This is a genomic window from Streptomyces sp. NBC_01471 (genome assembly GCF_041438865.1).
In the GTDB taxonomy this organism is placed as follows: Bacteria; Actinomycetota; Actinomycetes; order Streptomycetales; family Streptomycetaceae; genus Streptomyces.
Window position 1 is genome coordinate 515,071 of sequence record NZ_CP109450.1, and the last position, 22,699, is coordinate 537,769.

Here is a 22,699-nt window from a genome sequence, read left to right on the forward strand (position 1 = left end):
GCTCGGCATGTACCGATCGCCGCGGACCCTCGTTCCGCTCACCGGCCGGCTGCTGGCCGTGGCGGGCCTCCTCTGGTTCCCGCTGATACCCGTACCCGCAGCCGCGGCCGACTGCTCGTACGCCTACATCTCCCAGTCGGGGCACGGTGTTTCGGGGACAGCGGTCGTCGTCTCCGGGAGCGGCAGCTGCCGGGCCGGGCACACCCATGCGCCGAAGCCCCCGCCACCGCGACCCCCGAAGCCGAAGCCCGAACCACCTCCGCCGCCACCGCCGCCACCCCCGCCGCCACGGCCGGTGTACCACCCGCCGCCCGTCCAGCACCGCGCGGCGCCTCCGCCGGCCCCCGCGCCACGGCCCGAGCCGCCGAAGCCGCCGAAGCCGCCGAAGCCCTCGGTACGCCCGCGGCCGCCCGCGCCGAAGCCCGTCGCCCTCCCGGCGTACAAGGCCCCCGTGCGGAAGAAGCCGCATACCGGGCCGCCCATCGTCACGCTGATGCTTCTGGTGACGGCTCCGGCCGTCTTCGCCGTGGCCGTGCTGCGCCCGCGCTCCTCCCGCTGATCCGCCCGCTGACCGACGGAGACACCCGTGTCGGAATGGCTTGTTCTCACTCTCGCGATGGTGGCCGCCTGTGCCGTCGTCCTGACCATCACCCTGCTCAGCAACCGCCGGATCGCCGACGACGACGACCCCTCGCAGACACCCGACGTCATCGAGTACATGACGATGATGATCGGCGTGATCTACGCGATCGTGCTGGGTCTGGCCATCGCAGGCGTCTGGGAGGGCCGCGGCGCCGCCCAGGAATCCGTACGCCTGGAGGCCCAGGCCCTGCATGAGGTCGACGCCCGCTCGGCCGTCTATCCCCCCGCGGTCCATCAGCGCATCCACACCGATGTGGAGACCTACGTCAGTTACGTTCTGGACACCGAGTGGAAGCACATGGGCGAGCACGGCGACCTCACCGACCGGGGTGCGCAACTCCTCGGTCAGGTACGCCGGGACGTCACCGACTACAAGCCGGCGAACGATCACGAGGGCGAGGCCTACCAGCCCCTGGTCGACCAGGTCTCGGCAGCGGACGACGCCCGCAGCTCGCGGGCGCAGGCCGCGCAGGCGACGATGCCGGGGGTGGTCTGGTTCGGCCTGATCGCCGGTGCGGTGATCACCGTCGGGCTGATCTTCACTCTCCAGATCCGGCGCTCCCCGAAGGAACTGCTGCTCGCCGGGCTCTTCAGCGCACTGATCGCCTTCCTGCTGTTCCTGATCTGGGACTTCGACGCGCCCTTCGGCCGGGGCGCCATCTCCGCCACGGCCGGACCGTTCCTCGATCTCTTCCCGCACGCGAAATAGGAGCCCGAACGCCGGAGCGATAACCTCTCGGCGTGACAGATCAGCAGCCTCACCAGTTCGAACGCGGTACAGACGGTCCCAAGGTGATCGTGGTCGGGATGGACGGTTCACAGCCGTCACTGCGGGCCGCCTCGTATGCCGCCGGGCTCGCCCGGCGGCAGAACGCGCTGCTCGCCATCGTGTACGTCCAGCCGGTGCTCTCCGCCGGGGTGTCCGTGGGCGCCCCGGTCGGGGACACCACCGAGGAGATCGCCGAGGGGCTCGTCGCCGAGATCCGGACCGCCACCGAGCGGGTCAAGGAGATATTCGCCGTGCGCTGGGAGTTCCACACCTTCCGCGGTGATCCCTACAACGGTCTGGTCACCGCGGCCGACGAGCTCAAGGCGGACGCCGTGGTGGTCGGGGCCTCCGAGTCGGCCGGCCACCGGATCGTGGGATCGGTGGCCGTCCGGCTGGTCAAGTCCGGCCGCTGGCCGGTCACCGTCGTCCCGTAGCCGCCCCTGCCGCCCGTCCGGTACCACCGGCGCAGTCCCATGACAGGGCACGGCGGCAGGGCGCGCGCGGCACTCCGACCGCTCACCGTGCCGTTCGTCGCACCGTTCAACCGCTCGCCGCAGAGCCCCGCCCGGCCGCTGTCCCTTCCCGCCGCGCTGCGCTCGTATACGAAGGTGACCTCCACACAGACATCCCGCGGGGCGGACGAGCGGGATCTCCTCGAACTCCAGCGCAGCCACGGCGGTGCACTGCTGCGGTTCCTGCTGCGTCTGACGTACGGCGACCGGCAGCGCGCCGAGGACCTGGTGCAGGAGACCCTGGTGCGCGCCTGGCAGCACCCCGAGGCCTTCGAAGCCCCGTACGAGTCGATACGGCCCTGGCTGTTCACGGTGGGCAAACGGCTGGCCATCGATGCCCGCAGGTCCCGGCTGGCGCGCCCGGCCGAGGTGAGCGACCGGCTCCTGGAGTCCACCGCCGCCCACGGCGACCCCGCCGAGCGGTCGGCCGCGGCCCTCGACGTCCGCGAGGCCGTACGGACGCTCAGCCCGGAACACCGGGCGGTGCTGGTGCAGATCTACTTCCGGGGGCTGAGTGTGCACGAGGCCGCCTCGGCGCTGGGGATACCGGCGGGGACCGTCAAGTCCCGTTCGCACTACGCTCTGCGCGCCCTGGGCCGCAGCCTGCCCGGCTATCCGGACGGAGTTCGCTGAGGTCCGTGCTCGGGGGCATTGCTCAGCCTCCGTCCAGGTGTCCGTGCTCAGCCCGAGTCAAGCCGAGTCTGCCCGAACGCATGGCGCCGCTAGGTGAATCCTGGGTTTCTGGCCACGTGGGGCATCCGGCACGGGTTCAATGCTCCCTGGAGCGTCTGACGGCGCGCCTGCCGACGTGTCGGAGAACTGCCCGGCCGAGAGATGAAAGAGGCGAGACGGGATGCGTCCCGAGAGCACCAACGGGACCAGTGGTGACGAACTGCTGGTCCCGATGGACTGGATGTACGCCGAGTACATCGCGGATGAGCTGCTGCGCACCGGCGACCTCATGCCGCCGACGACGATCGAGTACCAGGCGGGGCGCGACGCGCTGGCGCTGACGGTCTTCCTCTCGGACGGCCCGGTCGGCGGGGCGCGGGTGATGGCGCGGCTCGACGAGTGGCTGTCGCTGACCGCGTACGACTCCCGCTGGCGGGAATGGGTGTGCGGCCGTATCGGGGAGCTGGTCTCGGCAGGCGGACAGGGGCCCGACCTGCCGCTGGCTCTGACGGCCTGGCGGTGGCTGGAGGACACCGAGCTGTTCGCCGCCGACCTCGACGCGGTCACGCCGGGAGCGGTGCCGGGCCAGGACGACGAGCCCCGGGTGTGGACCCCGGCCTGGCAGCTGGGCCTGCCCCTGGGCCATCTGGCGATACATCTCTTCTAGGGCACACTCCCTTCCGGACTCCTCCGGAGCCTTCCGGTGACGGAGGGATCATGAACCGTGCACGCCCGCACGGTATTTCGGGATGCGCAGGGTCACCTTCATGCCCGCGCCACGTGCAGTCTCGATCACCAGCCCGTAGTCGTCCCCGTACACCTGACGCAGCCGGACGTCCACGTTGAGCAGCCCGACGCCGGACGAGACCCCCGCCTCGCCGCGCAGAATCCGGCGCAGCCGGTCCGGCTCCATACCGACGCCGTCGTCCTCGACCACCACCTCGGCCTCGGCGCCCGCGTCGAGTGCGCTGATGGTGATGCGGCTCTGTCCCGCCTCCCCCTCGATGCCGTGCTTGACCGCGTTCTCGACGAGCGGCTGCAGACAGAGGAACGGCAGCGCGACAGGCAGGACCTCCGGTGCGACCTGGAGCGTGACGCCCAGCCGGTCCCCGAAGCGGGCCCGCACCAGGGCCAGGTACTGGTCGATGGAGTGCAGTTCGTCGGCGAGGGTGGTGAAGTCCCCGTGGCTCCGGAAGGAGTACCGGGTGAAGTCGGCGAACTCCAGGAGCAGTTCCCGTGCCCGCTCTGGATCGGTGCGGACGAACGAGGCGATGGCAGCGAGGGAGTTGAAGATGAAGTGCGGGGAGATCTGCGCCCGCAGCGCCTTGATCTCGGCTTCGATCAACTGTGTTCGGGATCGGTCAAGTTCGGCGAGCTCCAGCTGTACGGAGACCCAGCGGGCCACCTCACCGGCCGCCCGGGCGAGCACCGCCGACTCGCGTGGCGCATAGGCGACGAGCGCGCCCAGCACCCGGCCGTCGACGGTCAGCGGGACGGCAACGGCCCAGCGCAGTGGGCAGTCCAGATCGTCGCAGGCGCTGCTGAACGCCTGGTCCCGGCCGGCCCCCAGGAGGACGCCCAGCTGTTCCATGACCGGGGCGCGGTGGTGTTCCCCGATGCCGTCCCAGGCGAGGACGCGTTCTCCGTCGGTGAGGCAGAGCGCGTCGGTGCCGAGCAGGGAGCGCAGCCGTCGCGCCGCCTTGCGGGCGCTCTCCCCGGTGAGCCCGGCCCGCAGCGGCGGCGCGGCGAGCGATGCGGCGTGCAGTGTCTCGAACGTCGCGTGCTCGACCGGCGTGCCGACGCCGCTGCCGCGCGCGGGGCGGGTCCGTCGGCCGAGCAGGAACCCGGCGCCCAGCAGCAGCGGCCCGAGCACGATCAGCGCGGCCAGTGCGGCTCCGCTCACCGGCCGCCGCCCCGTGCCGCGGCCAGCGCCTCGGGCAGATGGAACCGGGCCATGGCGGCGCTGGTGCCGGGCGGAATACGGCCCGGGGTGGCCAGCGACACCAGGATCATCGCGAGGAAGCCCACCGGCACGGACCACACGGCGGGCCAGGCGAGCAGGGTGTGTGCCCAGCCCGGCCGCACTCCCCCGCTCAGGGTCACCGCGACGGCGATCAGTGCGGAGCCCCCGCCGAGCAGCAGTCCCGCGACGGCGCCGGGCGGGGTGAGGCGGCGCCACCAGATGCCCAGGACCAGCAGGGGGCAGAAGGACGAGGCGGAGACGGCGAAGGCCATCCCGACGGCGTCGGCGACCGGTAGGCCGCTGACCAGCAGGGCGACGGCGAGCGGTATGCCCATGGCCAGCAGAGTGGCCAGGCGGAAGTGCCGTACGCCGCGGGCCCCCTGGGTGAGGACCCCGGCGACCGCCATGGTCAGCCCCGAGGCCGTGGAGAGGAACGCGGCGAAGGCGCCGCCCGCGACCAGCGCGCCGAGCAGTGCTCCTCCGGTGCCGCCGATCACCCGGCCCGGCAGCAGGAGCACGGCCGCGTCGGCGTCGCCGCCGAGGGACAGCTCCGACGTGTACAGCTGTCCCAGCGCCCCGTACACCGGCGGGAGCAGATAGAAGGCGCCGAGCAGTGCGAGGACCACGACGGTCGTGCGGCGGGCGGTGCGGCCGTCCGGGCTGGTGTAGAAGCGGACGACGACATGGGGCAGGCCCATGGTGCCGAGGAAGGTCGCGACGATCAGTCCGTAGGTCGCGTACAGCGGATGGCCGGCCCGGTCGAAGCCCGCGGCGACGGCCAGTTGGGGGCCGGCGGACGGCACCCGGGGCCGTCCGTCGCCCTGCCAGGCCAGGATCAGGAAGAGCGCGGGGACCAGCAGGGCGGTGAGCTTCAGCCAGTACTGGAACGCCTGGACGAAGGTGATGCTGCGCATGCCGCCCGCGGCGACCGAGAGCAGGACGACCGCGGCGACGATCACCGGGCCCAGCCAGCCGGGCGCTCCGGTGAGGATCTCCAGGGTCAGCCCCGCGCCCTGGAGCTGGGGTACCAGATAGAGCCAACCGGCTCCGGTGACCAGGATTCCGACCAGGCCGCGGACCTGCCTCGACTCCAGCCGCCCTTCGGCGAAGTCCGGCAGCGTGTAGGCCCCGGAGCGGCGCAGCGGTGCCGCGATGAGCACCAGGAGGACCAGGTATCCGGCGGTGTAGCCGACGGGGTACCAGAGCATGTCGGGGCCGTGGACGAGGACGAGTCCGGCGACCCCGAGGAACGAGGCGGCGGAGAGGTACTCGCCGCTGATCGCCGCGGCGTTGAACCGCGGGCCCACGGTCCTCGACGCCACGTAGAAGTCGGACGTCGTACGGGAGATCCGCAGGCCGAAGCCCCCGACGAGGACGGTGGCGAGGACGACGGCGGTCACCGCCACCACGGCGTACGTCCGGCTCACCGGGCGGAGTGCCCTTCCACGAGACGGGCGAAGTCCTCTTCGTTGCGCTCGGCCCGGCGGACGTACCACCAGGCGACGGCCACCAGCAGCGGGTAGGCGCAGAGGCCCAGGACGACCCAGACGGCCAGGTCGCTGCGGAGCGCGGCGAAGGCGAGCGGCAGGGTGCCGGCGAGGAGCGCGACGAGGGTGAAGGCGCCGAGTCCGGCGCGGAGCTGTCCGCGCATCAGGGAGCGTACGTAGGCGTCGCCGAGCGCGGTCTGTTCTTCGATCTCCGACTGCGCCCGGCGGCGGGGCAGCGGCCGCACCCGCCGGGGCTCGCCCGTCACGGTCTCGCGTCGGGGTAGCTGCTCTGCGGACATGGCGCGGAGTGTACGCAGCGCGGCGAGCCGCCGGGAGGGATACGGAGAAGGAGCACTCGTGCGGGGTCAGGGGGCGGGCCGCCGCATGAGACGGTCGCGCAGCGCCCTGGTATGGCGCCGGCTCACCTGGAGTTCGGCCGGGCCGACCCGGACGCTCATGGAGCCCGCGTCCAGGCGCAGTTCGTCGATGCGGTCCAGGGCGACGAGATGGCTGCGGTGGATCCGGACGAACCCGCGTGAGCGCCAGCGCTCCTCCAGGACGGAGAGCGGGACGCGGACGAGATGGCTGCCGTCGGCGGTGTGCAGTCGCGCGTAGTCGCCGTGGGCCTCGGCGTAGCTGATGTCGGCGACGGCGACGAAGCGGACGACACCGCCGAGTTCGACCGGGATCTGGTCGTTGGCCGGGTCCAGGACGGGGGCGGCCCGGTCACCGACGAGTTCGGCGACCCGGCGGACGGCCTCGGCGAGGCGTTCCCTGCGGACCGGTTTCAGTACGTAGTCGACAGCCTTGAGGTCGAAGGCCTGCACGGCGAAACCCTCGTGCGCGGTGACGAAGACGATCAGCGGGGGCCGGGTGAACCCCGCGAGCAGCTGGGCGATGTCGAGGCCGGTGAGCCCGGCCATGTGGATGTCGAGGAAGACGACGTCGACGGCCGCCGCGTCATCGGCCCCCGCGTCGAGCGCGCCACCGATGCGGCGCAGCGCATCGGTGGCGCTCAGCGCGCCCTCCGCACTGTGGACCCGGGCGTCGCTGCGGAGCAGATAGAGAAGCTCCTCAAGAGCGGGCTCCTCGTCGTCCACGGCCAGTACGCGCAGCATGGCCCGGAGTGTACGGCCTCCCGGACATGCGGCATCCCGGGGCGCCGTGGCGGATGCGGGCTCAGATCCCGTAGACCCGTGCGGCGGTGGACCCGAAGATCTGGGTGCGCTCGGCGTCGCTCAGCCGGCCGGTCAACCGGTGTGCGGTGTCGACGACTTCGCCGTAGGAGGCACCGAGGGTGCAGACCGGCCAGTCCGAGCCGAACATCAGCCGGCCGGGGCCGAAGGCTTCGAGCACCGTGTCGGCGTACGGACGGAGTCCGTCCGTCGTCCAGTCCGGGCCCGCTTCGGCGACCAGACCGGAGAGCTTGCAGACGGTGTTGGGGCGGGCGGCCAGGGCGCGTACGTCGGACGCCCAGGGCTGGAGCGCCCCGCCGGCGATGGGGGGCTTGCCCACATGATCGAGTACGAAGGTGAGTTCGGGAACCTGCGCGGCGACGGCGGCGGCGACGGGCAGCTGGTGGTCGAGGACGATCAGGTCGTAGGCCAGCCCGGCCGCCGCGACGGCGGCGAGCCCGCGCCGGACGTCGGGACGCAGCAGCCAGCCGGGGTCCGGTTCGCCCTGCACCTGGTGGCGGATGCCCACGAGGCCCGCGCCGCCGGGCAGTTCACGCATCGCGGCGAGGGTGTCCGCGATGCCGGGGTCGGTGAGATCGGTCCAGCCGACGACTCCGGCCACCAGGTCGTTCCGCGCGGCCAGGGCCAGGAACTCGGGGGTCTCGTCGGCGACGGTGACCGTCTGGACGAGGACGGTGGCCGCCACGCCCGCGGCCCGGGCCTGCGGCGCCAGTTCACCGAGCGTGAAGTTCCTTCGCAGCGGGGCGAGTTCAGGCCCGGTGATCCAGTCCTGGTCGCGCACGGTGAGGTCCCACACGTGGTGGTGGGCGTCGATGATCCGCATCCGCTCTCAGTCCTCCCGCAGCCCGAGGAGCTCGTCCCAGAGCGCCTCCGGTATGTCGAGCCGCAGCATCTCGGCCGCGTCGCGCACCTCGGCGTCCGAGCGGGTGCCGACGAGCACGCTCGCCACCGCCGGGTGGCGCCGGGGGAACTGGAGGGCTGCGGCGCGCAGGGGAATCCCGTACCGCCCGCAGAGGGCCTGCATCCGCAGCGCCCGGTCGAGGACGCCGGCCGGGGCTGCGCCGTAGTCGTACGGAGCGCCCGGTCTGGGGTCGGCCAGCAGTCCGGAGTTGAAGACTCCTCCGACGACTACGCTCCTGCCGCGCGCCTGTGCCTCGGGCAGCAGGGCGTCGAGGGCGGACCGGTCGAGCAGGGTGCAGCGCCCGGCGCAGAGCATCACGTCGGCATCGGTGTCGCGGAGGAAGCGGGTGAGCATCGCCGTCTGGTTCATCCCCGCGCCGATCGCGCCGAGCGTCCCCTCCGAGCGCAGCTGCTCCAGCATGGGGTAGGCGTGCCGGAAGGCGTCCTCGGCGTGGTCGTCCGGGTCGTGCAGGTAGGCGATGTCGATCCGGTCGGTGCCGAGCCGGACCAGGCTGTCCTCGATGCTGCGCCGCACCCCGTCCGCGCTGAAGTCCCAGACGCGGCGATGGGTCGCGGGCACGGCGAACCCGTTTCCGAGGTCGTCGCCCTCGTCCGGTCCGGGTTCCAGCAGTCGTCCGACCTTGGTCGAGATCACGTACGCGGAGCGGGGCCGGTCGCGCAGCGCGTCCCCCAGCCGCCGCTCGGAGAGGCCGAGCCCGTAGTGCGGAGCGGTGTCGAAGTACCGGATACCCGCCTCCCAGGCAGCATCCACCGCTCTCGTGGCCTCCGCAGAGTCCACCGGGGCGAAGAGATTGCCGATCGCCGCTGCCCCGAAGGACAGTTCGGTGACGTCGACCGTGCCATTTCCGATCTTGTTGCGCCGCATGACACGAATATTCATCGGATCACTTCAGGGCGTCAACACCCGTGCGTGATCTCTCGCCCGTTGCTTTCAGCAGTTCGGCCAGCTCGTCCGAGAAACACTGGGCGAGGCGTCCCGCATCCGGCACCGCCTTGCCGTCCGCCACCAGGCCGACGTGAACCCGCCCACCGTGGGCGGAGAGCGCGACAGCGAGGGACTGCCCGTGCGCGAGCGGCGCCAGCGGATACAGCTCGCGGAGCGGGCAGCCGCCCAGCGACAGCGTCGAGCGCGGCAGCGGCACGCTGGTCACCAGGACGTCGAAGAGCATCCGCGCCGCGTTACCGGCCAGTTGGGCGCCCACCCGGTGAGCCAGCGGGGGGAGCCGGTCCGCGAGGACGGCCACCGCACCCGCACCGCGCGCGGGTCCCGCCGCCTTGTTGCGGTCCATGGCGGCCCGGACCCGGGCGAGCCTCCGCCAGGGGTCGGGTTCGGACACCGGCAGCCCGAGCAGATAGGCGGACAGCTTGTTGCCTGAGCCGGGCAGGGAGCCCGGCCGGCGCCGGGACACCGGCACCAGGGCGCGTGGATCGGCTCCCGGCAGCCGCTCGCCGCGCTCCAGCATCCAGCGGCGCAGCCCGCCCGCGACCACCGCCAGCAGCACGTCGTTGGCGGTGCCGCCCGCCTCCCTGCGCACCCGCAGCACGTCGTGCTGGTCGAGCACGGCGGTGGCGAGCCGCCGGGTGCCGCTGGAGCTGGCGGCCAGCGCGGATCCGGCCCACAGGTCGATGCGACTGGCCCGCATGACGGAGGCCCCGATCCCCACGGCCCGGCCCAGCTCCTCGATCCGCTCCCTGGCGAATCCCGCGAACTTGCCGGGCCCCGGCACCCGTGAGCGGGGCGGCACGGGACGCACCGGCCCGCCGCCGGCGCCGCGTCCGCCCGCGATCTGGTCGAAGATCCCTGCGCCGATCGCCACGGCCCGCATCCCGTCGGCCAGCGCGTGGTGCAGTTTCACCAGGACGGCGAACGGGTCACCGGGGCGCCCGCTCAGGACGTACATCTCCCAGGGCGGGCACCCGCGTTCGAGCGGCCGCTCCATCAGCTCGCCCGCCAGCCCGTTGGCCGCGGCGGCGAAGTCGCCGTCCGGCAGGGCGGCGTGCCGCACGTGACGGCGTACGTCGAAGCGCTTGTCCTCGGACCAGGCCGCGCCGCCGAGCGGCAGCAGCACCGGACGTACGCACATCCGCAGCCGGGGGATCGCGGCGGCGCGCTCCGCCAGCAGGTCCATGACCTCCTTCGGGCCGGGCCCCGGGGCGGGGCCCGGCCCGAAGACCGCGAGGGCCCCGAGGTGCATGGGGTGCTCGGGGGATTCGAGGTGCCAGAACGCGAGATCAAGCGGGGCCAGCAGCTCGGAGCTCAACAGATCCTCGATGTCGTCGGGAGCCGGTGCCGCGCGATGCCATGGACAGACACCCGGGATGCAGCAGTCAGGCCCCATAGGTCAGTTACGATCAAGTACGATCTCTATACTGACAGTTACCATCTCGTATCCCTCACATCGACGTCCTGTCCGGTACCGCGAATTCACTCCAGACACACTTGCCGCCACCCCGTGACTCGACCCCCCACAGGTCCGCGAGCCGGTCCACCAGCAGCAGCCCCCGCCCGGACACCCCCGTCTCCCCCGCGTCCCGGCGGCGCGGCAGTGCGCTGGAGCAGTCGTCGACCTCGACCCGCAGCCGGCGGTGCGGCCGGGACAGCACCCTGAGGGTGATCACTGCCCCGCCCTCCGTGTGCATCAGGGCATTGGTCAGCAGCTCGTCGGCGGTCAGCTCGATGTCGTCGGCGCGCTCCGCCGCACCCCAGGCCCCTACCGCCGCCCGGATCATCTGGCGCGCGGCCGTGAGCGCGCCGGGATCGGACTGCGCCACGTGCTGCTGGAGCCTGCCACCGCTCTGCGGCGCGTCCAGCCCCTGCCTGCGCACCAGGAGCAGCGCGACGTCGTCGGCGCCGCCCCAGTCGTCGACCACGTCGCACAGCTGGTCGGCGAGGAGCTGGAGATCCCGGGGGCCGCTCCGGACCACCTTGGTGAGGTGCCGCATCCCGTCGTCCAGGTCGGCCCCCGGCTGTTCCACGAGCCCGTCGGTGAAGAGCAGAAGGGTGTGGCCCGGGTCCAGTTCCAGCGTGGTGACCGGATAGTCGAGCTCGGCGAACTCGGCCGAGAGCCCCAGCGGCAGCCCGCCCTCCACCGGTACCCGGCGGCAGGTGCCGTCCGGTGCCCGCAGCAGCGGATCGACGTGCCCGGCGCGGACCAGCTGGACCACTCCGGTGGCCAGATCCACCTCCGCGTACAGACAGGTCGCGAAGCGGTCGGTGTCCAGCTGGTGCAGGAAGTCGGAGGCGCGCGCGATCACGGTCGCCGGGCTGTGCCCCTCGGCGGCGTACGCCCGCAGCACGATGCGGAGCTGGCCCATCACGGCGGCCGCGTGGGTGTCGTGGCCCTGCACGTCCCCGATGATCATGCCGAACCTGCCGCCGGGCAGCGGGATCACGTCGTACCAGTCGCCGCCGATGTCCCGGCCCATCCCGGCGGAGCGGTAGCGGACCGCGACCTGTCCGCCGGTGACCTCGGGTATCCGGCGCGGCAGCATGGCCTGCTGGAGCCCCTGGGCGAGGTCGTGCTCCTGCTCGAAGAGCACGGCCCGCTGGAGGCTCTGCCCGATGGAGCTGCCGAGCGCGATCAGCAGATCGCGCTCGTCCGGGCTGAAGCCGACCTTGTCGCGGTAGAGCAGCCCGATCGCGCCGATCGGCCTGGCCTGCGCGATCAGCGGCAGATAGGCGGCCGAGGTGATGCCGAGGCCCTTGATGTGCGGCCACAGCCCGGGGTACGAGACCGCGAAGTCGTGCGCCGACTCGATGAAGCGGGGCGCGAAGGTCCGGATCACCTCACCCATCGGGAACTGCTCGTCCACCCGGGTGTAGCGGGTGCCGGGCACGAAGCTTCCCTCGGGCCCGTCGGCGACCAGACGGATCCGCCCGCCGTCGATGAGCCCCACCACCAGGCTGGTCGCGCCGAGGTATTCGAGCCCCCGGGCGTCGTTGAGCACATCGATGACGTCCTGGACGGTACGGGCATGGGCCAGGGCCGCGGTGGTGCCCGCGACCACGCTGGTTCTTCGCCGGCCCTCGTCGTCCAGGGCGATACGGACCGCGGCGTCCGCGAGCTCCTGGGCCGCGTGCCTGACGATGCCGATGATCCGGTGCGGACGGCCGGAGACATCACGCCGGACGGCGCCCTGCGTATGGGCCCACCGCAGCGAACCGTCGCGGCGGCGCAGCCGGAAATACACGCCGTAGAAGGTGGCTCCGCTCTTGAGTGCCTGGGAGACCATGACATCCAGGCGGGACGACTCGTCGGGCGGCACCCGGCGGGCGAGGGTCTCCGGACGGCCGTCGTACTCGTCGGCGTAGAGGTCGAACACGTCAAGGGCGGCCTGATCGAGGTGCATCAGCCCGGTGTCGAGGTCCCAGTCGAAGCTGCCCATGCGGTTGAGGGCAAGGCTCAGATCGGGGTGGGCGGGCCAGTCCGACGGTAGGGACAGGGCGCCCTCTGCCCGTTCAACCATGCGATCACTCTGTCATGGTTTGCACCATTCTTCGAGGGGTCCCACCACCGAATACGGGAATGTCTGTTCTATTTGCGAGCCGCGACCGGCGCGAGGAGCAAGGGGCAAGGTCCGCCGGAATCGGCACCCCGGCGGACCCCGGACCGGTTACCCGCTCTGCTCGACCTTGAAGACCCAGGCGTACTCACCGGCGGAGCGCGCGCCCGCGGGCACGTCGATCACCAGCTTGTCCCCCCTTGTACGCCAGGTGAGCGGCCGCCGGTAACCGAGCATGGTCACCCGGTCCCCGCTGCGGATCGGCACCGGCGCCTCGACGGTCAGCGCGGCACCCGGCCGGACCAGCGAGTGGATGTAGAACGCCTTGCCGGGCCGGACCGTGAACCGCAGATCCTCGCCGAGCTGCGGCATCCGCGCCCAGTAGGTGCTGCCGTGGATGGCCTCGCCGTTGACCTCCAGCCACTTGCCGGTCTGGCGCAGCCTGGTCTGCATGATCTCCGGGATGGTGCCGTCGGCACGCGGCCCGATGTCGAGCAGGAAGTTCCCGTTCTTGCTCGACGTGTCGATGAGCGTGTGGACGATCTCCTCCGCCGACATGTACATGCTGTCCGGCGTCGCCTGGTTGTAGCCGTAGCTGTAGGGGTCGAGTCCCCGGCTGGCCTCCCACTTGTCGGTGACGATCGAGTCGTAGGTCGCGTACTCGGGGGTCGTGAAGTCGTGCGGCCCGATGCCGGACCGGTTGTTGACGGCGACCCCGATCGGCCGCGCCCGGTCCTTGGCGTTGTTGTAGTACTCGGCCAGCACCCGGTGACTGTCGTTCGGCCCGCCGATGTCGCACCAGAGCACCTCGGGGTCGTATCCGTGGATCAGCTCCAGCATCTGCGGCGCCTGGTAGTCCTTGATGTAGTCCTTGCCCGCCGTGTAGCCGGTGTACGGAACGGGGTCGAGGGTGTACGGATTGCGCGGCGGATAGAGCTCCCCGCTCCAGGGATTGTCCGGGTTGAACCACTCGGGCATCGAGAAGTACAGCCCCCGGTGCAGCTCCGGCGCGTACCGGCGGGAGGCGTCGAACAGCTCCTTCACCAGGTCGCGCTTCGGCCCCATCTTCACGGCGTTGCGATCGGAGACCTTGGTGTCCCACAGCGCGAAGCCCTCATGGTGCTTGGAGGTGAGGACGTGGTACTGCGCACCGGCGTCCCGGAACAGCTCGACCCAGGAGCGCGGATCGAACTTCTCCGCCGTGAACCTCGGGATGAAGTCGTCGTAGTTGAAGTTCTCGCCGTAGACGTCGCGGTGGTGGGCGTATGTGGGATTGCTGGGGTCCTGCATCTGGTTCCAGTACCACTCGGCGTACTGCTTGCCGACCGGGGCCCAGGCGGGCACGGAGTAGACACCCCAGTGGATGAAGATCCCGAACTTGGCGTCCTGGAACCAGTACGGCGCCCGGTGCGTGGAGAGCGAGGCATCGGTGGCCTCGAACTCCGGCACACCGAGGGTGAGCCTGCTCGCCGCCGCGGCCGCGTCGGAGCCGCGGCCGTGCGCCACGACGCGGCCGTCGCGCGCGGTGCCCGGCTTCACCCCGGGCTTGCTGCGGATACCGATCCGCACCCGCGCCTGATCGCCGGGGGCGAGCCGTGGCACCCGGGCGGGGACGACCGTACGGGCGCCCTGGACCTCGACGGAGAGGGTGAGCGCGTCGGAGCCGCGCACGGCGACCGTGCCCGCGTTGACGACGGTGGCCTCGACGCTCTGGGCGCCCGATTCGAGCAGGCTGGTGGTGGAGTGGGCATCCCGCACGGCCAGCGCCCGGCCCTCGGCCGCGGGCTGGAGCGAGAGGGCGAAGACGTGCAGTGCCGACTTGTCAGCCTCGGCCGGATTCGTCTTCGGCAGGGTGATCCCCACCAGTTCCCTGGTGGCGTCGACGGCCAGTTCGGACACCCCGAGAACGACCTGATGCTGATCCTTGCCGCCGGACGGGGTGTATCGGTACGGGGCGGTGAGCGGGCCGCTGCCCGCGTACCAGTCGGGTCCGCCGAGGCCGGCGCTGCCGGTGGAGCCGTCCGCGTAGTGCAGGGTCGCCTGGCCGGACACCTCCCCGTAGCTGCACGCGACGAGGAACGCCCCGGACAGATAGCGCCCCCGGGGCACGTCCAACCGCTGCCCGAGGGCGACGATGTTGTTCTTGGCACCTGCGGTCGCGGCGGGGAGATCGAATCCGATGCCGTTCAACTGCACGGTGCCGGACGGCAGTTCCTCACCGGGGAAGGTGTAGCCGGAGCCGTCGAAGTCACCGCCGCGGGCGTCAGCGGTGTCGATGCCGTCGTTGTCGAACCACTGGTCGAGCGGTACGGGGACCGCGGCCGGAACCGCTCCCCAGCCGCTCTTCGTTCGTGTGCCGGGAACCGCCGTTCCCGTACCGGGGGTCCGGGGCCCCGGGGTGCCGGTGTCCGCGTCGGCCGTGGCCGGGGCGAGCAGGGCGGCGCCGACTGCCGCCCCCGCCGTCATTCCGAGTACATGGCGTCTTGGAAGTTCGGTCATGAGGTCCGATGATTGGAGCATGACGAGTGCCTGTCAATACACTCGACAGCCTAGAACGCAACACAGAGAAATAATCCCCCCATCAGACATCGGATGCCTGACGGGAGCCGACCCACGCCTTCGGTGGAACCTCCGCCCGCGCAACGCGAACGGCCCGCTCCAGATGCGGAGCGGGCCGTCAGGGCGTGCGTGCAGCGGTCAGTCGATCCCCTGCAGGATGTGGGGCTCGGCGAGGTCGTCCTCGTAGCCGGCCAGCCGGATCGGGGCCGACCTGGCCCAGACGTCGAGATTGAGGAGCTTCTCGGGCCGGACAGTCCCGGTACGTTCCGCCGGGCGCTGCTCGCGCTTCGTGATGGTCTCTGATGTCACCGCGCACTCCTTTGTGTCGCGTAACCGCATGGACAGGGGCAGTTCGGACGCGGTGGCGCCGGTTTCCTGGCGGGACCGCGGCCGTGGTGCGTGCCTGTCCCAGGACGGGACGAGAGATTTGGTGGGACCTCATCGACTGTCCGTCTGCATCAGAGTAACCAAATGAGCGGGGTTCCGCTCGATAGGGGCCCCAGTCCGATGGCCAAGTTTTCTTTGCCTTCTGTTCAGAAGGCCTTCCATCCGGCCATGATCCGCTCGAATCCGCCCGACGGCACTCCGGGGAAGGACAGACCGGTGGCGTCGGCCGACGGATCGGAGCCCGCGCCCCTACCAGTTCGCGGGGGCGTAGTCCTTGAGGAAGACGCTGTGCAGGTCCTCGCCCGCCTCGCCGCGCACGATGGGGTCGTAGACCCGGGCCGCGCCGTCGATCAGATCCAGCGGGGCATGGAAGCCCTCGTCCGCGAGGCGCATCTTGTCGGGGTGCGGGCGCTCGTCGGTGATCCAGCCGGTGTCCACCGCGGTCATCAGAATGCCGTCCGACTCGAACATCTCCTGGCCGCTGGTGCGGGTCAGCATGTTCAGCGCGGCCTTGGCCATGTTGGTGTGCGGATGGCCGGCGCCCTTGTAGCCGCGGCTGAAGATGCCCTCCATCGCGGACACGTTCACCACATAGGTGCGGCCGGCCGCCGCTGCCGCCATGGCCGGGCGCAGCCGGCTGATCAGGATGAACGGCGCGGTGGAGTTGCAGAGCTGGACTTCGAGCAGCTCGACCGCGTCGACCTCCTCGACGGTCTGGACCCACGTGTTGGTGTCGTGCAGGTCCGGCACGAGTCCGCCCGCGTCGATCGCGGTACCGGCCTCGATCCGGGCTGGCGACGCGGAGCCGGTGACCAGCGCGAGCTCGGCCACGTCCTGGGCGCTCAGCCCACCGGGCCTGGCGCTGGGCAGCGAGACCTGCGCCCCGCTGCCGAAGGCGCCGATGACCTGCGACGAGGGCAGCTCACCCGCGGGCAGGGGCGCGGTCTCGGCGGCGATCAGTTCGCTGTACGCCTGCGGGGAGCGGCGCACGGTCTGCGCGGCGTTGTTGATCAGGATGTCGAGCGGTCCCTCGGCGGCGACCGAGTCGGCGAGTGCGACGACCTGGGCGGGGTCGCGCAGGTCGATCCCGACGACCTTCAGACGGTGGATCCACTCGTCGCTGTCGGGCATCGCCTTGAAGCGGCGGACCGCGTCCTTCGGGAAGCGGGTGGTGATGGTGGTGTGGGCGCCGTCGCGCAGCAGCCGCAGCGCGATGTACATGCCGATCTTGGCCCGGCCCCCGGTGAGCAGGGCCCGCTTGCCGGTCAGATCGGTGCGTGCGTCGCGGCGCGAGCGGTTCTCCGCAGCGCAGTCACGGCAGAGCTGGTGGTAGAAGACGTCGACCTCGACGTACCGGGTCTTGCAGATGTAGCAGGACCGGGGGCGCTGGAGTATGCCCGCGATCTCCCCGACGGCGCTCGACGACGGCAGCACCCCCTGCGTCTCGTCGTCGATGCGCTCGGCGGAGCCGGTCGCGGTGGCTTCGGTGACGGCCTTGTCGTGGGCGGTCTTCGCGGCGCGGCGCTCCTGCCTGCGGCGCTGCTTCACGGTGCGGTAGACACCGGCGGTGGCACGGCGCACCGCGATGGCGTCCGGATGATCGACGTCGATCTTGTCCAGCTCGTCGAGCACGCTGAGGCAGAGGGCAAGCCGCTCCGGATCGATGCCGGGGCCGAATGCCTGGCTGTCCTCTGTCACCGTCATCGTCGTTCCTCTGTGTTCCGTAGCCCCAGGTCAGCAGTCGGCCATCGACCAACTGACGAAGATATACGCAGCCGGGCGGGATGCCAAAAACAGCGGCCGCGCACCCAGCTCGCGACGCCGGCGGCGCACCGGTCTCCGCCGGTCAGCGAAGGCGGAATTCACCCTCACACGTTCGGCCCAACACCGCGTTTCCTGCAACTCGTTGGGCACTTTGCGGCGTAATGTCCCAGTTGCGCCAATGAGTGTCATTGCGCTTCAAGAAACAGGAGACCGTCTTGTCCACAACCGCTGTCCTCCGAACCGTGCGCGGCCGCAACATCATCGCGGGCGCAGGCGCGCTCACCACGGCCGTGGCCCTCGGAGCCACGCTGATGGCCGCCGCCCCGGCCCAGGCCGCCCCGCCGCGCCCGTACGGGACGGTCACTTCCCCCACCGGCCTGATCGAGCGCCAGTTCCCGAGCACGGACTCGTCGGAGAAGGGATCCCTGCCTTACCACCGGCAGGTGGGCCTGAAGTGCAAGGTCCGCGCCCAGAACATCGACGGCAACACCGTCTGGTACCTGCTCCGTGACTCCAACGTCTGGATCTCGGCGCGCTACGTGGACAACACGGGTTACGTGAACTACTGCAAGGACGTCCTGCGCAGCAGCCCCGACCTGATCAACTCGGTGCCGAAGGGTGCCAAGGGCTGATCAGCCTCATGGGCGGAGCGCGTCCGGATTGCCCGGCACGCTCAGCACTCCGGGGCGAAGTACCCGGTGGGACTCGTACCGAGTGCACGGCGGAACATCGCGGTGAAGGCGCTCGGTGTCGCATAACCCAGCGCGCCGGATACCGAGGTGACCGGCACCCCCCTGGCGAGAAGTGTCACCCCGTGAATGAGCCTGGCCTGCTGCACCCAGCGGGCCAGGCTCATTCCGGTTGCGGCCGGGAATCTGCGCTGCAGGGTGCGCGGGCTCAGATGCGCGAAGGCCGCGGCCTCCGTCGTCCGCCAGATGGCGCCAGGGTCCTGTACGACCGCCGCGCAGAGCGGGGCGAGAGCGGCGTCCGCGGGGGCGGGCAGGTGCAGCGCGGGGACCGGGTGCGGGGTCAGCTGGAGGAGCAGCAATTCCATGACCTTGCCGTCGCGGCTCTCCGGGTCGTACTCCACCGGCAGCCGCGTGGCCTCCTCGATCAGTTCGCGCAGCAGCGGCGACACCGAGACGACGGTCGGCTCCCGGGGCAGGTCCGGCTGCGGCTCGATGTACAGGGTGCGCATCGCGACCGCCCCCGCGCAGCTCATCTCATGAGTCAGGCCGGCCGGCACCCAGACGCCGCGGGTGGCCGGGACGACCCAGGCCCCGTGGCCGGTGACCACGGTGATGGCTCCGGTCGTGCCGTAGATCAGCTGGGCGCGCCGGTGGTGGTGCGGCGGGATGTGGTGGCCGTCGGGCAGGTCCCTGGCCATGGCCGCCAGCGGTCGGGGAACCGACTGGTAGTCGTCGCGCTGCTCGCTCTTCCCGTACATTGGCGCATTCTCGATAGACAATGGCGTAGCGGAGAAAGTATGCCATCGGGTGCCCGCCCTAACGTCGATCCATGTGATCGAACCCAACGTTTCAGCAGGCCAGAGCCGCGCGAGCGGCAACCGGGCCCGGCGGCTGACCCTGCTGCTCACGGCCACCAGCGCCGTCACTGCCGCCAATGTCTATCTCAGTCAGCCGCTCATGGGAGCGGCGGCCGCGTCGCTCGGGGCCCGGCCCGACGCGCTCGCGGCCGTACCCGTGGCCACCCAGCTCGGCTACGCGGCAGGGATCCTGCTGCTCGTACCGGCCGGCGACAGCCATGACCGGCGGAAGCTGATCCTCGGACTCGGCACGGCCTCCGCCGTCGCGCTCGCCGGGTGCGCGCTGGCCCCTTCGGTGGGCTGGCTCGTCGTCGCGTCGTTGGCCGTCGGTCTGCTGTCGCCGGTCCCGCAGCTGGTCACTCCGCTCGCCGTGGCGCTGGCGGGTGACGGGCGGACCGGACCGGGTGCCGGGCGGATCGTCGGCACGGTGCAGGGCGGCCTGCTGATGGGCGTGCTCGCGTCCCGCGCCTACTCCGGCTCCCTCGCCGAACTGGCGGGCTGGCGTGCCGTGTTCGGATGCTCCTGCCTGCTGACCCTGCTGCTGGTGCTCGTGCTGCGCCGGGCCCTGCCGTACGTCCCGGTCTCCAGCGGCGGGGCCTCGTACCGGGCCACCCTCTCCTCGCTGCCGCGGCTGTTCCTGGCCCATCCGCTGGTCCGGCGCATCACCGTGTCGGGGGCGCTGGTCGGTATCGCGTTCGGCGCTTTCTGGACCACGCTGACCTTCCTCCTTGAGCAGCACTACCGCGTCGGGCCGACCGGCGTCGGGCTGTTCGGTCTTGTCGCGGCGGCCAGTGCTCTCCTCTCGCCGTTCGCCGGGCGGCTGGCCGACCGGATCGGCCGTCGCGGTGCGCTGGCCGCCCTGATCGGGCTGGTCGTCGCGGGGTGGCTGGTCCTGTTGCCGGGCGGCACCCGGTTCTGGTGGCTGGTGGCCGGGGTGGTCGTCCTCGATGTGGGGGTCTGGGGCGGTCAGGCGGTCAGCCAGACCGTGCTCTTCACCCTGGACCCGCGTATCCACAGCCGTCTCAACACCCTCTACTTCACCTTCCGTTTTCTCGGGATCGCGCTCGGATCGCTTGCGGGTTCGCTGGCATGGGCGGGCGGCGGCTGGGCCGCCGTGGTGGCCACAGGAGTCGTCGCGGCCGTGGCCGGTCTGATCGTCGGTGTCCTGCCCGCACGCGAAGGAGACCGCCCGCCCCCTGGTGCGGGAGCGGGCGGTCCCGGTCGGCCGGTCAGTGAACGGCGGGCGGGGCTGCGGAGGCGTCCGTACCCCAGTCGGACGGCTTGGCTCCGACGGTGAAGGAGAGGGTGCGGCCCGAGCGGATCTCGTCGGTGGTGAGATACGTCTTCGCGTGGACGGCGCCGTCCACGGCGGCCGACTGGATGTACCGGTCGGTGTCGGAGGCTCCCGGCGCCTTCACCGTGAAGCCGCCGTTCGGGTAGTAGCGGCGGTCGAGCTTCAGATCGACGCGCTGGAAGGCGGGCGTCGACAGACCCCAGGTGTCGGTGCCGGGCTGGACCGGGAAGACACCGATGGAGGACAGGACGTTCCAGGCGGACATGGTGCCCAGGTCGTCGTTGCCCGTCATACCGGTCGGAGCGTCCGTGAAGAGCGTCAGCGCGGCGTGGACCACATCGGTCGTCTTCCACGGCTGGCCGGTGGAGAGATAGGTGTACGGGGCGATCAGGTCGGGCTCGTTCTGCGGGTTGTACTTGTCCGCGTTGTAGTAGTCGTACGGGCCGTTGACCCACACGTCGGTGGCCGTCTTCGCCGGGTCGGCGAGCAGCTGGTCGTAGGCGAAGAAGGAGTCGAGGCGCTTGTTGGCCGCGTCCTTGCCGCCGATCAGGTCCACCATGCCGGACAGGTCCTGCGGGACCATCCACTGGTACTGCCAGGCCGTGCCCTCGTGGAAGCCCTCGCCCTGCGCCGGGTCGGCGGGTCCGGTGAAGTTCCCCTTCTCGTCACGGGCCCGGAAGAATCCGGTCGAGGGGTCGAAGATGTTGCGGTAGCTCTGAGCGCGGGCCGCGTAGCGCATGGCGTCCGCCTTGTGTCCGAGGTCGCCCGCCATCTGACCGAGCATGGCGTCGGAGAGCGCGTACTCCAGGGTGGCCGATGCACCGTGGTCGAAGTCCGAGTCGCCGGGCTTCACATGGGTGCGGTCCTTGATGTACGGCGCGAAACCGTCCTTCAGATACTGGACGTTGGCCTCACGGCCGACCGCCGGGGAATCGGCCGGCGGGGTCCCGTCGGCGTTCTTCTTGAGGGCGCGGTAGGCCTGCTCCTCGTACCCCTTGAGCAGCCCCTGCCGGTAGGCGTTGGTGAGGAAGGGGGTGACCGGGTCACCCGTCATGATGTTCGTCTCGACCGTGCCGTAGCCCCACTTGGGCAGCCAGCCGCTCTGCTCGTCGATCTTCAGTACGGAGATCGCCATGTTCCTCTCCTCGCGCGGGGCGAGGAGGGAGAGCAGCTGGGTCTGGGTGCGGTAGGTGTCCCACAACGACCAGTTCTGGTAGTAGTCGAACCCCTTGGCCCGGTGGATCTTCTGGTCCCAGCCCGTGTACCGGCCGTCGGCGTCGCTGCCGATGTTGGGCGCGAGGAACGACCGGTAGAGCGAGGAGTAGAAGGTACGGCGCTGGGTGTCGCTGCCGCCCTGCGCCCGGACGTCGTCGAGCCGGTCCTCCCAGCTCGTCTGCGCCGCGCGCCGGACACGGTCGAAGCTCTTGCCGCCCTCGGCGCGCAGATTGCGGGCCGCGCCCGTCGCGTCGACGTAGCTGATGGCCGTGGTGGCTTCGACCGTGCGGTCCTTCGACGTGTCGAAGCGCACCCAGGCGCCGTTGCCGCCGGTCCCGGTGGACTTCCGTGAGCCCTTGGTGACGGTGCCGTCCTTCCAGGTGCCCGAGGTGGTGAAGGGCCGGTCGAAGTGCGTGACGGTGTACAGGGTGTACGGCTTGGTGTCCTGGCAGAATCCGCTGCCCGTGATGGCGGTGCGGATGGTGCGCGAGTCGAGGACCTCGACGGAGGTGGAAACCGTCTTGTGCAGCGACTGGCCCGCGTTCAGCAGGACGTTGGCCTTGTCGGTGGCGGGGAAGGTGTAGCGCTGCACCCCGGTGCGCCTGGTCGCGGTGAGTTCGGCGGTGATGCCGGAGTCGAGGCCGACCTTGTAGTAGCCGGGGCTCGCCTTCTCGGTGTCGTGGCTGAACTTCGCCGCGTACTTGGCGTAGTCGGTCTCGGTGACGTCGCCGGTGGTCGGCAGGGTGGGCAGATCACCGCCGAGGCCGCAGCCCACCCCCGAGATGTGCACGCTGGAGAAGCCGCGGATCTCGTTCTGGGCGTGGTCGTAGCCGGTGTTGTGCCCGGTGTCCGGCGAGAGCTGGACCATCCCGAAGGGCACCGCCGCGCCCGGGTAGGTGTTCCCTTCGTTCTCCGTGCCGATGAACGGGTTGACGAGATCGGTCAGTTGACCGCCGTGACGGGCGCCGGCGGCCCCGGCCGCCGGCACGGCGAGAACCCCGCCGATGAGCGCGGCGGCGGCAACGGCCGTCCCTGCGCCGCGCAGCCGTTGTGTCCAGTACATGGGTGGAGACCTCCACGAGTAGGAAGGGCGAACCAGGCGTGTCCGGGTCTGGGGGGGGCGGTCGGGATGGAGAGCGCGGGATCAGGAGACGCTGAGCGAGACGAGCGTCGCGTCGCCGTGGCGCCAGCCGGGGACGGCAAGGGCAACATAACGGGCGGAACCGTCCGTGCTCAGTCCGCTCTCGTGACCACGGCGGGTGAGTTCAC

At 71.1% G+C, this 22,699-nt stretch carries 20 protein-coding genes; 7 read left to right on the top strand and 13 right to left on the bottom strand.

Annotation, left to right across the window (positions count from 1 at the left end; translation table 11 throughout):
• Positions 1–7 precede the first annotated feature (7 nt).
• The 5 genes from OG285_RS02200 (at position 8) to OG285_RS02220 (ending at position 3,262) form a co-directional block, all read left to right on the top strand.
• Positions 8–559 (top strand): hypothetical protein, encoded by a 552-nt coding sequence (locus tag OG285_RS02200; protein ID WP_371789983.1) that lies wholly within the window; start codon positions 8–10, stop codon positions 557–559.
• Between the two features lie 27 nt (positions 560–586).
• Positions 587–1,351, top strand: a complete 765-nt coding sequence (locus tag OG285_RS02205) for a hypothetical protein (RefSeq protein ID WP_356831425.1) — start codon at positions 587–589, stop codon at positions 1,349–1,351.
• A 32-nt stretch (positions 1,352–1,383) separates the two neighbouring features.
• Positions 1,384–1,845 (top strand): universal stress protein, encoded by a 462-nt coding sequence (locus OG285_RS02210; RefSeq protein ID WP_356831427.1) that lies wholly within the window; start codon positions 1,384–1,386, stop codon positions 1,843–1,845.
• Positions 1,846–1,884: 39 nt separating this feature from the next.
• Positions 1,885–2,556: a sigma-70 family RNA polymerase sigma factor gene (locus OG285_RS02215; protein WP_371789984.1), complete on the top strand. Its 672-nt coding sequence runs from the start codon at positions 1,885–1,887 to the stop codon at positions 2,554–2,556.
• Positions 2,557–2,776: 220 nt separating this feature from the next.
• Complete coding sequence (locus OG285_RS02220; RefSeq protein ID WP_356831429.1) at positions 2,777–3,262, top strand: hypothetical protein; 486 nt, start codon at positions 2,777–2,779, stop codon at positions 3,260–3,262.
• Between the two features lie 48 nt (positions 3,263–3,310).
• On the opposite strand, the gene OG285_RS02225 is transcribed toward OG285_RS02220, so the two are convergent.
• The 11 genes from OG285_RS02225 to OG285_RS02275 all read right to left on the bottom strand — a co-directional run bounded on the left by OG285_RS02225 (position 3,311) and on the right by OG285_RS02275 (position 17,315).
• Positions 3,311–4,498: a histidine kinase gene (locus OG285_RS02225; RefSeq protein ID WP_356831431.1), complete on the bottom strand. Its 1,188-nt coding sequence runs from the start codon at positions 4,496–4,498 to the stop codon at positions 3,311–3,313.
• Complete coding sequence (locus tag OG285_RS02230; protein WP_371789985.1) at positions 4,495–5,985, bottom strand: cation acetate symporter; 1,491 nt, start codon at positions 5,983–5,985, stop codon at positions 4,495–4,497. Before OG285_RS02230 ends, OG285_RS02225 begins: the two co-directional genes overlap by 4 nt.
• Positions 5,982–6,344, bottom strand: coding sequence for a hypothetical protein (locus OG285_RS02235; RefSeq protein WP_356831435.1), 363 nt, complete (start codon positions 6,342–6,344; stop codon positions 5,982–5,984). Before OG285_RS02235 ends, OG285_RS02230 begins: the two co-directional genes overlap by 4 nt.
• Before the next feature lie 66 nt (positions 6,345–6,410).
• Complete coding sequence (locus OG285_RS02240) at positions 6,411–7,163, bottom strand: LytR/AlgR family response regulator transcription factor (RefSeq protein ID WP_371789986.1); 753 nt, start codon at positions 7,161–7,163, stop codon at positions 6,411–6,413.
• A gap of 61 nt (positions 7,164–7,224) precedes the next feature.
• Positions 7,225–8,064, bottom strand: coding sequence for an amidohydrolase (locus tag OG285_RS02245; protein WP_371789987.1), 840 nt, complete (start codon positions 8,062–8,064; stop codon positions 7,225–7,227).
• A gap of 6 nt (positions 8,065–8,070) precedes the next feature.
• Positions 8,071–9,027, bottom strand: coding sequence for an aldo/keto reductase (locus OG285_RS02250; RefSeq protein ID WP_371793433.1), 957 nt, complete (start codon positions 9,025–9,027; stop codon positions 8,071–8,073).
• A 19-nt stretch (positions 9,028–9,046) separates the two neighbouring features.
• Entirely contained in the window at positions 9,047–10,423 is a 1,377-nt protein-coding gene (locus OG285_RS02255; RefSeq protein ID WP_371789988.1) for a wax ester/triacylglycerol synthase family O-acyltransferase, read from the bottom strand.
• Positions 10,424–10,556: 133 nt separating this feature from the next.
• Positions 10,557–12,629 carry a SpoIIE family protein phosphatase gene (locus tag OG285_RS02260; RefSeq protein WP_371789989.1) on the bottom strand — a complete coding sequence of 691 codons (2,073 nt, stop codon included), beginning with the start codon at positions 12,627–12,629 and terminating at the stop codon, positions 10,557–10,559.
• 147 nt (positions 12,630–12,776) lie between these two features.
• A complete protein-coding gene (locus tag OG285_RS02265) occupies positions 12,777–15,164 on the bottom strand; it encodes an alpha-L-fucosidase (protein ID WP_371789990.1) in 2,388 nt (795 codons plus the stop codon).
• 198 nt (positions 15,165–15,362) lie between these two features.
• Positions 15,363–15,563: a hypothetical protein gene (locus OG285_RS02270; protein WP_203600357.1), complete on the bottom strand. Its 201-nt coding sequence runs from the start codon at positions 15,561–15,563 to the stop codon at positions 15,363–15,365.
• A 297-nt stretch (positions 15,564–15,860) separates the two neighbouring features.
• Positions 15,861–17,315 (bottom strand): SDR family NAD(P)-dependent oxidoreductase, encoded by a 1,455-nt coding sequence (locus OG285_RS02275; protein WP_371789991.1) that lies wholly within the window; start codon positions 17,313–17,315, stop codon positions 15,861–15,863.
• 275 nt (positions 17,316–17,590) lie between these two features.
• Here OG285_RS02275 and OG285_RS02280 point away from each other — a divergent pair, with 275 nt between their 5' ends.
• Positions 17,591–18,007 carry an SH3 domain-containing protein gene (locus OG285_RS02280; RefSeq protein ID WP_356831450.1) on the top strand — a complete coding sequence of 139 codons (417 nt, stop codon included), beginning with the start codon at positions 17,591–17,593 and terminating at the stop codon, positions 18,005–18,007.
• A 41-nt stretch (positions 18,008–18,048) separates the two neighbouring features.
• On the opposite strand, the gene OG285_RS02285 is transcribed toward OG285_RS02280, so the two are convergent.
• Complete coding sequence (locus OG285_RS02285; protein WP_371789992.1) at positions 18,049–18,822, bottom strand: helix-turn-helix transcriptional regulator; 774 nt, start codon at positions 18,820–18,822, stop codon at positions 18,049–18,051.
• A gap of 73 nt (positions 18,823–18,895) precedes the next feature.
• Here OG285_RS02285 and OG285_RS02290 point away from each other — a divergent pair, with 73 nt between their 5' ends.
• Positions 18,896–20,218 carry an MFS transporter gene (locus OG285_RS02290; RefSeq protein WP_371789993.1) on the top strand — a complete coding sequence of 441 codons (1,323 nt, stop codon included), beginning with the start codon at positions 18,896–18,898 and terminating at the stop codon, positions 20,216–20,218.
• Here OG285_RS02290 and OG285_RS02295 read toward each other — a convergent pair.
• Entirely contained in the window at positions 20,151–22,493 is a 2,343-nt protein-coding gene (locus OG285_RS02295) for a GH92 family glycosyl hydrolase (RefSeq protein ID WP_371789994.1), read from the bottom strand. The genes OG285_RS02290 and OG285_RS02295 overlap by 68 nt on opposite strands.
• Positions 22,494–22,699: the final 206 nt, after the last annotated feature.

Excerpts from the sequence above, each read along its gene's own strand:
- OG285_RS02270 (WP_203600357.1), bottom strand. The coding sequence starts at position 15,563 with ATGCGGTTACGCGACACAAAGGAGTGCGCGGTGACATCAGAGACCATC.
- OG285_RS02215 (WP_371789984.1), top strand. The coding sequence starts at position 1,885 with ATGACAGGGCACGGCGGCAGGGCGCGCGCGGCACTCCGACCGCTCACC.
- OG285_RS02220 (WP_356831429.1), top strand. The coding sequence starts at position 2,777 with ATGCGTCCCGAGAGCACCAACGGGACCAGTGGTGACGAACTGCTGGTC.
- OG285_RS02250 (WP_371793433.1), bottom strand. The coding sequence starts at position 9,027 with ATGCGGCGCAACAAGATCGGAAATGGCACGGTCGACGTCACCGAACTG.
- OG285_RS02200 (WP_371789983.1), top strand. The coding sequence starts at position 8 with ATGTACCGATCGCCGCGGACCCTCGTTCCGCTCACCGGCCGGCTGCTG.
- OG285_RS02245 (WP_371789987.1), bottom strand. The coding sequence starts at position 8,064 with ATGCGGATCATCGACGCCCACCACCACGTGTGGGACCTCACCGTGCGC.
- OG285_RS02285 (WP_371789992.1), bottom strand. The coding sequence starts at position 18,822 with ATGTACGGGAAGAGCGAGCAGCGCGACGACTACCAGTCGGTTCCCCGA.
- OG285_RS02240 (WP_371789986.1), bottom strand. The coding sequence starts at position 7,163 with ATGCTGCGCGTACTGGCCGTGGACGACGAGGAGCCCGCTCTTGAGGAG.
- OG285_RS02265 (WP_371789990.1), bottom strand. The coding sequence starts at position 15,164 with ATGACCGAACTTCCAAGACGCCATGTACTCGGAATGACGGCGGGGGCG.
- OG285_RS02275 (WP_371789991.1), bottom strand. The coding sequence starts at position 17,315 with ATGACGGTGACAGAGGACAGCCAGGCATTCGGCCCCGGCATCGATCCG.
- OG285_RS02295 (WP_371789994.1), bottom strand. The coding sequence starts at position 22,493 with ATGTACTGGACACAACGGCTGCGCGGCGCAGGGACGGCCGTTGCCGCC.
- OG285_RS02235 (WP_356831435.1), bottom strand. The coding sequence starts at position 6,344 with ATGTCCGCAGAGCAGCTACCCCGACGCGAGACCGTGACGGGCGAGCCC.
- OG285_RS02260 (WP_371789989.1), bottom strand. The coding sequence starts at position 12,629 with ATGGTTGAACGGGCAGAGGGCGCCCTGTCCCTACCGTCGGACTGGCCC.